Consider the following 16,493-nt stretch of genomic DNA (forward strand, 5'->3'; position numbering starts at 1 on the left):
GCCTTGATAATCTCTATCAAGGTTTTTTAAAATTCTAAATTATCCCCTTATCTTTCAAATAATAATATATCCCATCATCATCAACGCTTTTGCAAACATCATAGGAAACTTTTTTCAAATCCCTTGACCCATTTTCCATGCAAATTCCATATCCAACAGCCTCAAACATCTCCAAATCATTATTACCATCACCAAAAGCAAGGCACTCATCCTTTTTAATATTATAATAAGATAAAATCTCCTCAACGCCCTTGCCCTTTCCACCATTTTTTGGAATCAAATCAACAGCCCTATCCCACCAAGCTGTAATTTTTGTAGAAGAAATATTTTTCATTGCCCTCTCATATTCATTTGCCATAATAGGCAAAACTGCTTGAAAAACATCATCATTTTCAATAATATCTTCAAAATCATCATAAACTTCAGGCTGACTTCCACCAAAAGAAAAATACTCCTCTAAATCAAAATTTGTCCCATTGCAGGCATAAAGATCCCTAGTAGCAATCGCCATAGGCTTATCCATAGCCTTGGCATTTTCCATCAAGGTGAAAATATCATCTTTAGAAAGAGGATTTTTAAAAATATCTTCCTTATCATTAAAAATCAAAGACCCGTTAAAACTCAAATAGGCATCAAAAGAAATTCCAGAAAAATCAGGAAGTTGGATAGGAGACCTGCCCGTAGCCACACAAATTTTTATCCCATTTTCCTTAAGTTTTCTCAAAGAAAGGGCAGTTTTTTCAGAAATCCCCTCCTTATCCAAAGAAATCATAGTCCCATCAATATCAAAAAATACCATCTTTATTTTTTTCATTATTTCTCCTAACTTTTTTAAAATAAAAATACACCCAAAATATTTATTATATTAAAATTTCAAAAATCAAAATATGGTCTAAACACCTATATAATAACATATAAAAAAAGACATAGGTTACAAATCCTACATCTTCAAATAAAAAATTAAATAAACTTAACAGTTTCATCAAGATCTTTTCTCTTAAAATGTTTTTCCAAAGGCCCTACTCCATCATTTGCATATCCCAAATCAATCATAGCAAGGACTTTTTCATTTTCAGGCAAAGAAAATTTCTCACTTGCCTTATCAGGATCAAAAAAATTAACCCAACAAGAATCCACCCCAAGACTTGCTGCAGCCAAAATCATATGACTTGCAACAATAGAAGCATCCTCAGCCCCAGAATTATATTTTCTACCAGGATAAACAAAAGCCTCACTCTCATCATAGGCAACAAGAAGAACAAGAGGAGCCTTGTACCTACATGGAGTTAAATCATCGACCTTTAAAAGTGCCTCATCAGATTTACAAACATAAATTCTTTGAATTTGATTATTCTTAGCAGTAGGAGCCAACCTCCCAGCCTGAAGAATAAGATCAAGCTTCTCATCTTCCACCTTTTTATCAGAAAAATTTTTACAAGAAAAACGATTCTTAACAAGTTCAATAAATTCCATAATACCCCTTTCTTATAATTACATTAATATCAAAAATTTAAGATTCAAACTAATCTTATATTTTTATATTTTCTAATACTAAAACAACTTAAACAACTAATCTAATGAAATGAGTAAGCTAATCAAAAATTTCACCTAAAGACAAAGATTTCGATTTCAATCTACACTCCCGCAAAGAGAGTGGCATAATTTTTGATGGGCTTATTTCTCCTCTAAATACCATTTCAATCCACACTCCCGCGAAGGGAGTGACAGGCGCCGGGGGCGAAGCGGGCGGCTATTAACAAACATTTCAATCCACACTCCCGCGAAGGGAGTGACATATAAGCCTTATCAAGTCGGAAAAAATTATGAAATTTCAATCCACACTCCCGCGAAGGGAGTGACAAGAAACGGAAGATGACAATACCTTTGATAGATTAAATTTCAATCCACACTCCCGCGAAGGGAGTGACATATACAAATCTAAGATAAATACAAATACTTTTAGCCCAATTTCAATCCACACTCCCGCGAAGGGAGTGACCAGCCAGCGATTTATTACCGGCATAAACAATCCTTTATTTCAATCCACACTCCCGCGAAGGGAGTGACTAAATACGAGTGGTCAAAATATGTTGGAGATGATGATTTCAATCCACACTCCCGCGAAGGGAGTGACAGGTTGGGAAGTGGGCCACTCATTGGCAAACTGGAATTTCAATCCACACTCCCGCGAAGGGAGTGACACGAAGGTGGATATAAAGTTTTTTTGAAGAAAGATAATTTCAATCCACACTCCCGCGAAGGGAGTGACACGAAGGTGGATATAAAGTTTTTTTGAAGAAAGATAATTTCAATCCACACTCCCGCGAAGGGAGTGACACAAATATGAAGGACAAGAAGTTACAGAAGAAGAATTTATTTCAATCCACACTCCCGCGAAGGGAGTGACAAACAGCGGCGTCTTGGCCTGATTCACAATCGGGTTATTTCAATCCACACTCCCGCGAAGGGAGTGACTATTGATCAATTAGTTTTGTTACGACAGACTAAGACAATTTCAATCCACACTCCCGCGAAGGGAGTGACACGAATTAAAACAATTTGCTTTTATATTTACAACAAATTTCAATCCACACTCCCGCGAAGGGAGTGACTGCAAATTTTGAGTCTTTGCAAGACTTTTTTAAAAATTATACTTATATTTTTACGAATTTTTATCTAATTTTTATCAAATATATGAGATAGGTAAACTTATTGTATGTTCAAACAGGTATCTCAAATAATTAATAAATCTTTTTCAGGGTTGTATGTTTCATCTTTACCTAATGATTCTACCCTTCTCTCCCAATTTTTCCCTAAATTATATATTCTTATGCTATCCTCTTCTAAATCTATAACTTTTTTTAATTGAGATTTTATTTTAACTAAATCCGAAGGATATATATTCAATTCAAAAACCGAATTTTGTACTCTTTGTCCATAATTCGTGCATATTTTTGCTACTTGCCTCAATCTTTTATTTCCTGTTTTACTTGATGTCTTTACATCATAGGTGATTAATACTTGCATTTATCACTTCCTTAGATATGGTGGGTAGGATTCTATATCTTCTCTTAAATAACTATTTAAAAGCTGTGCTTGGATATGTGGTAAAAGTCCTATTGGTATTTTTTCTTCAATAAAGGGATGATATATTTCTTCGTGGCACTTATCGTTCCAGTAATTTAAAACTATATTTCTACCTTTATCATTTAATAGGGTGGCATTATTTTCTTTTACTTCAAATTTGTTTTTATCTAGTCTATTTAAATTTATAAGACTGAGGACAAATTTATCTACTATTGGAGCTCTCATTTCCTCAATAATGTCTAATGCCATACTAACTCTTCCCGGTCTATCGGTATGAAAAAATCCTGCATACGAATCTATCCCCACCCCTTCTAATGCTTGAGCTATATTATTTGCTAAAATGCTATACATAAACGACAATAAGGCATTAACCCTGTCAAGTGGAGGTCTTTTGTTTCTTCCGTTAAAATAAAAATCTTCTCTTTGTTTTACAATAAGTTCATCGAATACAGAAAAATATTCTGATGCTATTTTTCCCTCTATTCCTCTAAGTTCATCTTTAGATTTTGATTTTGGAATTTCTAGCATTAAGTTTTTTATTCTATATATTGCTTTTTCCATTTTCTCTAAGTTTATTTTATCTTTATGATCTAGTTTTCCTCTTATTAATAATTTTCTAGAATTATATGCCTTTGCGTAAATTATATTTTTTGAAAAATCCAAAGATTTATCACTTTCACTGATTTTGTATTGTTTTTTTCTAGTATAGATATTTCCATAACTTTTTCCAATAACTCTTCCACAAAAATTTCCATGTGGATCATAAAAACTAATACTTACATTTGATTTCATGCAAAGCTTCATTAGAGAAGGACTAACACCCATATAATTAAAACAAATAATTTGACTTAGTATATGAATAGGATATCTTTTTACACATCTTCCATCTATAAATATAAGTATATTCTCTCCCTCTCTTTTTAAATAAGCATCTGGGTTTGTTATATACAAAGTATTTAATAGTTTTTTCATAAATCTTCTCCATATAAATAATTGTGAATGCTTTTAGGTTTTTTTGTAAGTCTTGGATTACATACTTCATACAGTGAGCATAATTTGCATTTTCTATAAAATTCGGCTTTTGGTATGATTTTTTTATCATAATATTGGTGCATAAGTTTCGCAGTATCTATAGTTAACTCTCTTAATTTATTATCAAAAATTATTTTTTCTCTAGTATCAGTTTTTCCATAATAAATGTATCCATATTCTAGATTTACGCCAAATTCTTCTTCTAAACAAATAGCCTCTGCCATAAGTTGACAATCGTCATAGGAGTATTTTTTCTTTTTTCCTCTTTTATACTCAATTATAGTTGCCTTCCACTTGCCATTTTTCCCTTTTATACTTATACCATCTTCTGATTTTTCAAATTCTATAACATCTAAAATACCACTTAAACCTAAAGTTTTTGAACTTATTGGCATAGCTCTTGATATTATTTTATTTTTTCTTTTTTCTTTTATGAATGGTTTGTCAGCCTTTGAATGAAGAATTTCCCCTTCACTTGTGTATATATTTTCTTCCCATAAATTTTCAATATGAATCAAAGCCCATTGTCTTTTACAAAATAAGAAGTGTTGTATACCACTTAACATTAAATAATCATCTATATCATACATTTATAATCCTGAAAAATGTTCTACTTCTATTCCTAATTTTTCATACTCTTTAAGCTTATCTTCATCTAGTCTAATATGATATTCCTTATAACTTCTTTTCAATTTTATTTCATCACTTATATCATAAATCAATAAATCTTTTAATTTACCACTTGATACATTTCCTATTTTAGAATTATGTTTTATCCAGTAAATATCTTTAACTTCCATTGATCCATCTGGTCTTGCTGATGAAATATCATTTATAAATAAGGTTCTTATAGCTTCTTTCAAAACTTCTAAGTCTTTTTCATCAAATCCAGTTTTCTCAGCAAAATATGCATTTACACTTCCATTGACTACATATATTCCATAGTCTACATAACTTTTTGATCCTATAGTATCTGAGCTTCTTTTTCCACTTTTTTCTTCTTTTCCATTTACACTTTTAGTTATTTGCATAGTTGTTATGTCAACTGTATCTATAGACTTTGCGATTGAAATTGATACTGGACCCCTGATTCCTATAGCTCTATTTTCCATATAGGTTATAACTTGTCCAAATGATCTTACATCAAGCCAATATTGACATGCTTTTTCTTCTATTTCTCTATTTGTAGATTTTTTATCTTTTTTATCAAATTTAGATAAAAACCTAGATTCTAATGAATTGAAACCATCATCACTTCTATAATCAGATTTCACAAATATTTCATGACCCATATCTTGCATTCTATTTCTGATTTTTCTTTTTATACATACGTCGCTTATTTCTCCAAAACCATTTGTATCGATTCTAGGCATATTTCCTGCTAATGGATCCCCATTAGGATTTGCACCTTTCACTTTTATTGTAAATATGAAATCTATTTTGTTATTTATCATTTATTTGCTCCTTATTTTCTTTTTTTGTAAAAATTTCTTGAATTTGTCCCTCATATCCGAATATAAACCCTGAACTTAATGCTTTTCTATTTTCTTCTTTTCTATAATCATAATTATCAGCAATAAGGTTGGTTACTTCATTAATCTCATTTTTTATTTTAAAGTATATTCTTTTTTTATTTTCATTTGCAGCTAATTTTCTTTCATATGGCTTTATAGCATCTCTTAATCTTAAATTAATTGTAACTGGATTATTTATAAAGCTTGTCCAATATTTTTCTGCATTTGTTATTCTAGTAACCTGATTATCTTTATCTTTAGTTTCAAAACATAATTTTTCAACTCTTTCGTATAAAGCTAACAATCTACCATAAAGGTAAGACCTATCCAAATTTTCTTTATCTAACATATTATCTTTAATCCCCCATTTATATCTTAAAATTGACAAAGAAGTATTTTTTACTGTATTCCAAGTATCTTTATACTTAATTCTTGATTTTATATTTTTTTCTAAAGATTTTACAATATTATCACCTATATCTTTACCTTCAATGATACAAGATATGATATTTTGCATTTGACTTCTCAAAATTTTTTTATTATCAATCGATATCTTTCCACTTCTTTCAACTCCGTATGACACAAGTGTAATAGTATAAGGACTTGGAGTATATATTATTTCATCATTTATTTTTTTATTAAATCCATACCAAAAATATTTATTTTGCCATTTTTGAAGATTTTCTTTTAAAATTGAAACATCTAACTCTTTAAAATATTTTGCTGCTGTTCTTCCATTGCTAATTTTATCGAAAATTCCAACATAATACTTTGAATCATCCGAAAATAAAATCTTTCCTTTTAAAAATGATTCTCCAACTTCTTTATTTTTCTCTCCACCTATTGTGTTTGAAATATTATTTCTAATCTTATAAATTCTCGAATTCAAATTTATACAAGTCTCATTTTTTATATCATCTGAAAACCAATTTACTAAATATGTATTATCTCCTAGCCACACGCTAGTATTTTCTGATGATAAAAGATATTTTGCCATAAGATGAATTTCTTGACTAGTATTTGCACCTATTTTAATAGTTTCATCTGGACTTTTAAATCTACCGTAAAAATTTTCATTATTTGCCGTGATTTGTGATATTAACCTAGCTGTAGCCATTAAAGGTCTATGCTTTGTACACAAATAATCTTCTTTTCCACTTATATTACAAATTATTTTTTCTCTTTGAGAATCTTTTTTATTTAAATGATTAATGTATTGTAAATATATTTCGTGTAATTTATGATTTTCATTTAAAGACATGTCTTTAAGTCCATCATAATCTTCTATAGTAAAAGTGAAAAAAATTTTAGAAAAATCTATATCCTTTTTTTTGTTATTTTTACTATTTGGATTATCTATACTTATTGTTAAATTTCCTTTAATTTCATAATCTACATATAACTTATCTATAATTTCTAAAAATGATTTTGAATTAGATAAGAATTTATAAACTATGTTTAAAAAATCATCACCACTATAATCTAGCCAATCTTTCAACTGATTCATATATGCAACATTTTTCTTTGAACCTATATCAAATAAATATGATCCATTATCTACTAAAGGATGTGGACTAGCTCCACTTGACCTAGCAACAGAATCCTCAGTTACTGAAAATATTATATTATCATCCTTGTTCAAAAAATATGCATCAACAAGGTTAGAATCTTTATTAATTTTCAAAGAAACTATGTTTTTACCATTAGATTTTTTATTATCGTGGTATAAAGGAAGAATTATGTCATTAGAATCATACTTATCGATCATATTATTATTTTTTGCATATTCATATGAATTATAAAGTGCTTGAAGTAGGCTCATATTTTTCTCCCATATTCACTTAATTCCTCATCTACACTTTTTATTTTGTTTGAGATTTTAAAGTTGTACCCATTCAACTCATTAATAATTTTACATTCTTCCGCTTTTATAAAACTAATTCTCCCCTTTTTCATCTCTATATGAGTAAATGTAGATTTTAGTTTTTCTTCATTTTTATTGGGATATATAAAACCATTAAACATAAGACCGAAAGATAAGTTAGTTTCATCATAGTATCCGATATCGTTTTCATATTCGTTTTTATCTAATTTTTCTATATACCCCATACATTCACTTACTCCCAAGAAGATAGGCCTTCTCCCACCTCTTTTTAAGGATCTTTCAGTTATTTCTTCATGCTTTCTCATATTTCTATCATTTTTTAAATCTTCTCTATTATAATTCCATTCAAAATGAAATTTTACATAATAACAAACATCTGTTAAATAGGTATAATTACTTAGATCTGAAGAATTTCCGTTTATTAATAGCCTTGTTCCAACTGAGTAAGTTTCGATTTTTTTCATAATCCTAATCTCATCAATTTCATTTTTTATTGTTGGTTTAAAATAATTTGCATCTATTATTCCTCTTAAAGCTTCTCTAGTAGGAACTTGATAGGTAAGTTTCTCTCCTCCTCCTTTTGATTCTGGACTCGTCCACAAGGCTCTGGGTCCATAAACTTTGGCATAAAAATATTTTGATTTTTCCATTCCTCCTCCTTTCATATTTCATTTTATTATTAGTGTAATATATTTTAAATTCTAATTCAAGTTTTTTATTTATTATGTTCTGGTATAATTTATATATCAGAGTAAACTCTGTGGATTGAAATATTTTTTTATTTGTGTAAGGAGCAAAATATGTGCTCCTTTTAAATTAAAAACAAATCTGAATTTTCAAATTCTACGCCTGTTTTTTTATTGTAAAATTCTTCTTCTAAAATATAAACTCTTCCATCCATTATTTTTTCACATGATTTTAGATTTGAGTTATTAATATTAACACTATATGGATTTAATTTTCTAACTATTATTTTTATATCCTTTAAAATATTTATATTATAACTTTGATAAAATTCACTTTCTAAATTCCTTAATCTACTTATATATTCTTTTGTATCTTCACATTCTACAATTGCTATGTTTTGATTTTCATCTATCAAATTAAAATTATCATAGACTTCTTTAAAACTCTGATACATATCAACATTTATATTATTAAGATACTTTAGATATTTTTCTTCAATTTTATTTATATTATTTATCATTTCTATATTTGTCGAAAACAATTCAATTAAATTACTATTTTTTATTTTAAAACTCAACCTATGGTAAGGTAAATTTTCATAAAGTTTATTAAAATATAATTCTACTATATCATTTAATTCTTGATTATTTGCCAGTCGATCTAATGCGTATTTTCCAGCAGATTTTCTTTCTTTTAAGCTAATGATATGATCTAAATTTTCAATTTGTCTTGATAAATTTATTAGATATACTATCCCAATTTTTCTTTTACCTTCTCTGTTGCACCTACCCATTGATTGAATTATCGAGTCAATGCCTGTAAAAGATCTTATGACTGTCTCAAAATCTACATCAACTCCTGCCTCTATTAGCTGGGTACTTATTACTACTATATTTTCATCGTTTTTTAATTTGTCCCTTATTTCTTCTATAATTCTAAGCCTGTCTACTGAATGCAAATTTGTTGTCAAATAATATAATTTATCTTCGTCTACAACATTTTTTAATGATTCATAAGTGTTTTTTACAGCTTTTTTTGTGTTTAGTATAGTTAAAACTGATTTGTTAGAGTTTTCTATAATTAGTTTGTTTAAATCTTCAAAATCAGATTCCTTTCCATTATTATAAATTTTAACTTTAGTTCTCTTAAATACCTCTTCTTGATCCTTACTCAAGTTTACTAAATCTACATTTTTCTCTTCAAAATCTCCATAGTTCAATTTGTAAACCAGGTTATTGTAATCAAAAGTAGGTTGGGTTGCTGTCGATAAAATTATATTCGCTTTCATCACTACCTTCATAAAATTAAGGGTTAAATTTGTTGGATATAAGACATCTACTGGAAGCGACTGTAATTCATCTAGTATAATTACAGAGTTTATCATCGATTTAAACCTTCTTATATTTGAAGACTTACCTTTAAAAAGGGTATTGTAAAATTGAACCATAGTCGTCAAAACAATTGGTTTTGTCCAATCATCTAGTAAATATTGTCTTTTCATTTGATAAAAACTATCACCATTTTCATCATTGTTTTCTGAAGAATCGCCTTCATTTTCATCATTAATTACATTAGAATGATGCTCCAAAATATAAGCATCATTTCCTAAAATATCTTTCATGACCTTAGCATTTTGCTCAAGAACTGAAAGATAAGAAGTTATATAAAAAAATCTTTTTTTATCCTTAAATTTTAATTGATTTACTCCATACCTCAAGGACAAGAGTGTTTTTCCAGACCCCGTTGGCAAATCCATCTTATATATGCCGCTACCGTCTTCAATAGATCTTTTTAAAATTTGATTTGATATATCATTTCTAGCTAAATTTATAGGTGATTTTTTCTTAGAAAAAGATTTATATTTTTTGTCTATATTCTCAACAAAAGAATGTATCACTTTTTTATTCTCATCATATTTCTCATCTTCTATTATTTTTTCGTAAGAATTGATAGTATCTTTCACGTCAGCAGATTTTAAAATAGACAAAATTAGTCTAGTAAGCATAGAATTATAAAATTGGATTGCCCTATATGAATTTTCTTGGTCTTTAATGTTAGCTGAAAATTCGTTTAATTTTTTAATTATGCAATCATATTCAAAAAAAGCTTTTTTAAATATTTCACAAATATCTATTTTTTCTTCTAATAAATATTTATTTACCTTTTCATATAAATCTTGGTATAAACCATAACTTTCTTCTAAGTTTACCATTCTATCAATGGATGTGAATACGTAATTATTTTCTTTATTTTTTCTAACCATATTATATTGGCCGTGGTGAGATAAAATTGAATAAATAATAATATTACAAAAATCATTAAATTGATAATTCATATCCTCATCTTTTAATAGACTAGAAAATCCTATCTCTTTTTTTAGTTTTTTTACTAACATATGTATAAAAATTCCACCTAAGCTTGAATGGTCCACATGCTTATTTGAATTATTTTTTATCTTTTCTTGAAATTCCTTCCTTATTTTTCCCATATCATGAAATAATCCAACTATAAAAGATATATTTTCTATTCCTATTTCTTTGCCCATATTCTTAGAATCAAAAGCTGTGTTAATCAAATGGTCAAAAAGTTCCTGTTTCCTATTACTATTATTTTGATCTATGTGAGCGTATGTATTTTCAAACATTTATTATCCTTTAATTAATATTTTATATATAATTTACCCAATTAAATAGCCTCTAATATAATTAAATACAAAAAAGCTGTTGCAAAATTATGAACAATCATACTTATGCAACAGCCGATTTTCTTACAACTTAGGCCTAGCCTTATAGCTTGTGTGTAGTAATTCTTTTGCTTTTTCGCTTCCTACTTCTCCCAAGTATTCTTGATAAAGTTTTTTGATGTATGGGTTTTGGTAGGATTTTCTTAGTTCTTTGTTTTTATCTATTTGGTAAAGGCCCTTTGATCTTTCTTTTAATATGGATATTTTTCCATTGTGGTAAGGTTGGCCTCCTCCTCCTATACAGCCTCCTGGGCATGCCATTACTTCTATAGCGTCTAGGTCTATTTCTTTATTTCTTAATTTTTCTAATAATTTTCTTGTGTTTCCAAGTCCGTTTGCTACTGCTATTTTTATTTCTCGACCATTTATATCAACTTTTGCTTGCTTTATTCCCTTTAGTCCTCTTAAATCTTCAAATTCTACTTTTTCTAATTCTTCTCCTGTTATGGTGTCGTAGGCTGTTCTTATGGTTGCTTCTATTACTCCACCACTTGTCCCAAATATATCTCCAGCTCCTGTTGATTCTCCCATTGGATTATCAAAGTCAGATTTTTCTAGCTTGTTAAAGTCTATTCCTGCTTCTTTTATCATAGCTCCAAGCTCTCTGGTTGTAAGTACTATGTCTACGTCTGAATATCCTTCGTTTTCAAGCTCGTCTCTTTTTGCTTCATATTTTTTGGATATACAAGGCATAATTGATACTACTTTTATGTCCTCTGGTTTTTTGCCAATTTTTTCTGCATAGTAAGTTTTGGCTATTGCCCCAAACATTTCGTGTGGACTTTTGCATGATGATGGTATGTCTATTAGGTCTGAGAATTGTTGTTCCATAAAGTTTACCCAGCCCGGACAGCAGGATGTAAGAATTGGTAGTTTTCCTTTTCCGTTTAGTCTTTGAACAAATTCATTTGCTTCTTCCATTATGGTTAAGTCTGCTGCAAAGTTTGTATCAAATACTTTGTCAAATCCTAAATTTCTTAAGGCTGTTACCATCTCTCCTTCTACAGATTCACCTGGTTTTCTTCCAAACATTTCTCCAAGGGCAACCCTTACTGCAGGAGCTACTTGGACTATTAGGTGCTTATCGGATTCTAATAGTTTCCAAACTTCTTTTATATTTGATTTTTCTGTCAAAGCTCCTGTTGGACAAACTGACAAACATTGGCCACAAAATGTGCAGGTTGTTTCAAACATGGACCTATTAAAAGTTGATCCGACATGGGTGTTAAATCCTCTTCCAACTTCTGCCAAGGCCCCTACTGTTTGGACAGTATTACACATGGTTTCACATCTTCTACAAAGTATACATTTGTTTGGATCTCTTACTAGAGAATAGGAGTTATCATCTATTGGGAGATTTCTCATTTCTCCTGTATATTTTATTTCCCTAATATTTAAATCATGGGCTAATTTTTGCAGTTGGCAATTTAAATTTTTTGCACATTTTAAACAATCGTTTGGGTGGTCTGATAAGAGTAGTTCTACTATGGTTCTTCTTGCCTTTATTACTTCTTGGCTATCTGTTCTTATATTCATTCCTTCTTTTACAAAGGTTGCACATGAGGGAATAAATTTTCCCTTATCCAAATCTTCTACTAAACAAACCCTACAAGATGCCAATTTGTTTACGAATTTTATATCGTGAAGGTCCATATGGCAAAGGGTTGGTATATTTATATTTAAACTTCTTGCTGCATCAAGGACAGTTGTAGCTTCAGAAACTTCTACATTTTTTCCATTTATTGTTAAATTAATCATGAAAACCTCCTAAACTAAGGCTATTGCCTCAATTGGGCAATTTTCCATACATTGACCACATTTTATACACTTGTCATGGTCAATTTCATGCCTGTTTCTTTTTTCACCACTTATGGCTCCCACTGGACAAAGCATTTTACATTTACCACATCCTATACATTTTTCTCCAATTAAATATGATAAAAGTGACCTACATCTTTTTGCTGGGCAAGTTTTATTTTCTCCAACGTGGGCTTGGTATTCATCTTTAAAATAGTACATGGTAGAAATTATTGGGTTTGGGCTTGATTGGCCTAATCCGCAAAGGGATGTTTCTGAAACTATTTTTGATAATTCTTCTAATTTTTCCAAAGTTTCTTCATTCGCCTTTCCCTTGGTCAAATCGTCAAGCATTTCAAATAATCTTTTGTTTCCAATCCTGCATGGGGTACATTTTCCACAAGATTCGTCTACTGAAAATTCTAGGAAAAATCTTGCAACGTCGACCATGCAATCATCTTCATCCATTACAACCATTCCACCTGATCCCATTATGGATCCAATTTCTTTTAAGGATTCAAAGTCGCAGGCTGTATCAAATAATTTTGTTGGGATACATCCACCGGAAGGTCCTCCTGTTTGAACTGCCTTTGCCTTTTTGTCGTTTTGAATTCCAAGACCTATGTCATAGACGATTTTCTTTATGCTTGTTCCCATTTCAACTTCAACAAGTCCTGATTCTTTTACTTTTCCAACTAGGGCAAATACTTTTGTTCCAGGAGATTTTTCTGTTCCAAATGACCTAAACCAAGAAGAACCCTTGTTGATAATTTGAGCAACATTTGCAAAGGTTTCTACGTTATTTATTACTGTAGGTTTTCCCCAAAGTCCCTTGACTGTTGTCCTAAATTCTTTATTTCTAGGCATTCCTCTTTTGCCTTCTATTGATTCCATTAAGGCTGTTCCTTCTCCACAAACAAAGGCCCCTGCCCCAAGTCTTAAATCTATGTCAAAAGAAAAATCTGATCCCATTATATTTTCTCCCAAAAGATTATATGCTCTTGCTTGTTTAATTGCATTTTGCAAAGATTTTACAGCTTTTGGGTATTCTGCCCTTACATAAATATATCCTTGTTTTGATCCAATAGCCCTGGCACAAATTGCCATAGCTTCCAAAACTGAATGAGGGTCAAATTCCAAAACAGACCTATCCATAAAAGCACCTGGATCTCCCTCGTCTGCATTACAAATTATGTATTTTGTGTCTGTATCTTGCTTAAAAGCAGCCTCCCATTTTCTTCCTGTTGGAAATCCTGCTCCCCCTCTTCCTCTTAGGCCAGAATCTTTTATTATGTCAATTATTTCTTTTCTATCAAGATCGAAAATCGCCTTGTTTAGGGCAAAATATCCATCTTGGCTTATGTATTCGTCTATATTGTTTGGGTCAATTATTCCACAATTTTTCAAAACCAATCTCGTTTGATTTTGGTAAAATTTTCCTTTTAATTTTAAATTTCCCTCACTGTCTTCATATACTTTTTCATAGTCTAGGCGATTTTTTAATTCTTCTAGAGATTTTTCCTTAATAGCTAATAATTTATCCTTGTTCATGGTCCATCTCCTTAGCTTTTAAAATAATTTTGTGAACATCGGCACTTGATAAATTTCCAATATCAAGATTTCCATCGATGCTTACTACAGGTGCAATTCCACATTGACCAATACATCTTGCTTCTGCTAGGGAAATTTTTCCATCTTCTGTTGTATCTCCAACTTCAATTCCAAGTTCATCTGACAATGATTTTAAGATCTTATCGCTTCCTTTTACATAACAAGCTGTACCTAGGCAAACACAAATTTCATGCTCTCCTTTTGGTTTTAGGGAAAATTGCGAATAAAAAGTTGCAACCCCATAAATCTCACTAGATGAAACCCCAAGCTTCAAAGCCATCAAGTCTACTATAGGTTCTGGAATATAGGAAAATAAATTTTGACACTTTTGTAAAACGGGCATTACTGCACCTTTTTTGCCAATATTTTCATCCAAAAATTCACAAAATTCATCAAACTTGTCCTTGTCCAAATTGTAACAAAAACTCATAGTCCCTCCTTTATATTTTTATTTTAAGATAAGATTTTGTTTTGTGAAAACGTAATCATAACTTATAAAAAAATTTTTCTTTTTTAATAAATTTATTTCTCTTATCTAATATCTTTATTAAATTATAACAAATTTTTAGCAATTCTTAAATTAAAATAATTTATTAACTAAGTAGGCTTTTTTTGCAAAACGTTTTATTTAGCTTATATGATTTTTTAAAAATTGTTAATTTTATAATTATACCTTATAATACTTGTAGAGATAGTATTTAAGTTTTTAAAACTATACTCTTTTACACCATTATAATTTTTTTAAAAAATGAGCTTATATATCTAATGAGACTCAAAATAATTTGTTACTTACGCAAGGATTTTGGTTTTTTTATATAAACTTTTTTCCTTGCTTATTTTTTTTAGGAGATTTTATGAATATAGAAATGTTAGAAGGAAAAATTCATAGGGCAACTGTAACTCAAGCTGAACTTAACTATGTAGGATCAATCACAGTCGATGAGGCTTTGCTTGAAGCTTCTGGAATTAGAGAGTATCAGAAAGTACAAGTTGTAAATATTAATAACGGTCAAAGACTTGAAACTTATACTATAGCCGGAGAAAAAGATAGCGGGATTATTTGTTTAAATGGAGCTGCTGCTAGACTTTGTTCTAAGGGTGATATGGTAATTATTATGGCTTATGCCTCATATAATGAGAAAGATTTGGAAAATTATAGGCCAAAGGTTGTTTTTGTAGACGATAAAAATAAGATTAGTAAAATTTCATCTTACGAAAAACACGGGAAGTTATCATAAATAATTTTTTTAGTGGTGTAATAGGCTATCTCTAAATATTTTTTTAGAGGAGAAGAAAATGAAAGTTATCAAAAAAATTGATGAATTGAGAGAAATTTTAAAAGATTTCAAAAAAGAGGGCAAATCCATAGGCCTTGTTCCAACCATGGGATTTTTGCATAAGGGCCATGCAAGCCTAATTAAAAAAGCAGTTTCAGAAAATGACATAGTTGTTGTTTCTGATTTTGTAAATCCAATCCAATTTGGACCAAACGAAGATTTGGAGGCTTATCCTAGAGATATAAATGCTGACAGTAAATTGTGCGAAGATTTGGAAGCAGATTTTATTTTTAATCCTGAGCCAAGCGAGATGTATCATGACAAAAAAGCCTTTGTTGATATTGAAGGGCTTTCTGATAATTTGTGTGGTGCAAGAAGAGAGGGACATTTCAGGGGAGTTTGTACGGTTTGTACAAAATTATTTAATATTGTAGGCCCAAACAGGGCATATTTCGGACAAAAAGACGCCCAACAACTTGCGATAATCAAAAAATTGGTTTTTGATTTAAATATCCCAGTTGAAATTGTTGCTTGCCCTATCGTAAGAGAAGAAGACGGCCTTGCTATGTCTTCTAGAAATACTTATCTTTCAACTGACGAAAGAAAAGCAGCACTTTGTCTTTCAAAAGCAATTTTTGAGGGAGAAAAAATGGCAAATAATGGAGCAAGCGTAAAAGAAGTTTTGGAAAAAATGGAAGAAATAATTTCATCAGAAAAAATTGCAAAAATCGACTACATCAGTGCCGTAGACCTTGAAACAATAGAAGATGTAGAAAATTTTGACAAAGACACCTTGGTAGCCATAGCAGTTTACATTGGAAAAACAAGGTTAATCGATAATTTTATCTATGAGGTATAAA

At 30.1% G+C, this 16,493-nt stretch carries 14 protein-coding genes and 1 CRISPR repeat array; of the genes, 2 read left to right on the forward strand and 12 right to left on the reverse strand.

Translation table 11 applies throughout. The features are described 5' to 3' along the window. Nucleotides 1-34: 34 nt before the first annotated feature. The 12 genes from CJ192_RS06540 to CJ192_RS06595 all read right to left on the reverse strand — a co-directional run bounded on the left by CJ192_RS06540 (nt 35) and on the right by CJ192_RS06595 (nt 14,786). Nucleotides 35-814, reverse strand: a complete 780-nt coding sequence (locus CJ192_RS06540; RefSeq protein ID WP_102198216.1) for a Cof-type HAD-IIB family hydrolase — start codon at nt 812-814, stop codon at nt 35-37. 146 nt (nt 815-960) lie between these two features. Beyond that, the gene (locus tag CJ192_RS06545) at nt 961-1,473 is read right to left on the reverse strand and encodes a nitroreductase family protein (protein WP_102198217.1); all 513 of its coding nucleotides are present in this window, start codon (nt 1,471-1,473) and stop codon (nt 961-963) included. Nucleotides 1,474-1,626: 153 nt separating this feature from the next. Next, nucleotides 1,627-2,612: direct repeats of the CRISPR family, unit length 32 nt; unit sequence ATTTCAATCCACACTCCCGCGAAGGGAGTGAC. A 121-nt stretch (nt 2,613-2,733) separates the two neighbouring features. Beyond that, nucleotides 2,734-3,027, reverse strand: a complete 294-nt coding sequence (gene cas2 / locus CJ192_RS06550) for a CRISPR-associated endonuclease Cas2 (protein ID WP_040398781.1) — start codon at nt 3,025-3,027, stop codon at nt 2,734-2,736. A 3-nt stretch (nt 3,028-3,030) separates the two neighbouring features. Beyond that, the gene (gene cas1c / locus CJ192_RS06555) at nt 3,031-4,059 is read right to left on the reverse strand and encodes a type I-C CRISPR-associated endonuclease Cas1c (RefSeq protein ID WP_102198218.1); all 1,029 of its coding nucleotides are present in this window, start codon (nt 4,057-4,059) and stop codon (nt 3,031-3,033) included. Then, nucleotides 4,056-4,709, reverse strand: coding sequence for a CRISPR-associated protein Cas4 (gene cas4 / locus CJ192_RS06560; protein ID WP_102198219.1), 654 nt, complete (start codon nt 4,707-4,709; stop codon nt 4,056-4,058). Before cas4 ends, cas1c begins: the two co-directional genes overlap by 4 nt. Continuing rightward, the gene (gene cas7c / locus CJ192_RS06565; protein WP_102198220.1) at nt 4,710-5,573 is read right to left on the reverse strand and encodes a type I-C CRISPR-associated protein Cas7/Csd2; all 864 of its coding nucleotides are present in this window, start codon (nt 5,571-5,573) and stop codon (nt 4,710-4,712) included. It abuts the gene before it with no gap. Then, nucleotides 5,563-7,455 carry a type I-C CRISPR-associated protein Cas8c/Csd1 gene (cas8c, locus tag CJ192_RS06570; protein WP_102198221.1) on the reverse strand — a complete coding sequence of 631 codons (1,893 nt, stop codon included), beginning with the start codon at nt 7,453-7,455 and terminating at the stop codon, nt 5,563-5,565. Before cas8c ends, cas7c begins: the two co-directional genes overlap by 11 nt. After that, nucleotides 7,452-8,168: a type I-C CRISPR-associated protein Cas5c gene (gene cas5c / locus CJ192_RS06575; RefSeq protein WP_102198222.1), complete on the reverse strand. Its 717-nt coding sequence runs from the start codon at nt 8,166-8,168 to the stop codon at nt 7,452-7,454. The genes cas8c and cas5c overlap by 4 nt, the downstream gene beginning before the upstream one ends. Before the next feature lie 161 nt (nt 8,169-8,329). Beyond that, complete coding sequence (locus CJ192_RS06580) at nt 8,330-10,849, reverse strand: CRISPR-associated helicase/endonuclease Cas3 (RefSeq protein WP_102198223.1); 2,520 nt, start codon at nt 10,847-10,849, stop codon at nt 8,330-8,332. 123 nt (nt 10,850-10,972) lie between these two features. Continuing rightward, nucleotides 10,973-12,706: an NADH-dependent [FeFe] hydrogenase, group A6 gene (locus CJ192_RS06585; protein ID WP_102198224.1), complete on the reverse strand. Its 1,734-nt coding sequence runs from the start codon at nt 12,704-12,706 to the stop codon at nt 10,973-10,975. A gap of 9 nt (nt 12,707-12,715) precedes the next feature. Then, complete coding sequence (locus tag CJ192_RS06590) at nt 12,716-14,296, reverse strand: NADH-ubiquinone oxidoreductase-F iron-sulfur binding region domain-containing protein (protein WP_102198225.1); 1,581 nt, start codon at nt 14,294-14,296, stop codon at nt 12,716-12,718. After that, nucleotides 14,283-14,786: an NADH-quinone oxidoreductase subunit NuoE family protein gene (locus CJ192_RS06595; protein WP_102198226.1), complete on the reverse strand. Its 504-nt coding sequence runs from the start codon at nt 14,784-14,786 to the stop codon at nt 14,283-14,285. The genes CJ192_RS06590 and CJ192_RS06595 overlap by 14 nt, the downstream gene beginning before the upstream one ends. Nucleotides 14,787-15,210: 424 nt before the next feature. On the opposite strand from CJ192_RS06595, the gene panD reads away from it, so the two are divergent. Both panD and panC read left to right on the forward strand, forming a co-directional pair. After that, on the forward strand, nt 15,211-15,594 hold the full coding sequence (panD, locus tag CJ192_RS06600; protein ID WP_102198227.1) for an aspartate 1-decarboxylase: 384 nt from the start codon (nt 15,211-15,213) through the stop codon (nt 15,592-15,594). A gap of 58 nt (nt 15,595-15,652) precedes the next feature. Further along, on the forward strand, nt 15,653-16,492 hold the full coding sequence (gene panC, locus CJ192_RS06605; RefSeq protein WP_102198228.1) for a pantoate--beta-alanine ligase: 840 nt from the start codon (nt 15,653-15,655) through the stop codon (nt 16,490-16,492). Nucleotide 16,493 lies beyond the last annotated feature (1 nt).

The organism is Anaerococcus hydrogenalis, from assembly GCF_002871895.1.
In the GTDB taxonomy this organism is placed as follows: domain Bacteria; phylum Bacillota; class Clostridia; order Tissierellales; family Peptoniphilaceae; genus Anaerococcus; species Anaerococcus hydrogenalis.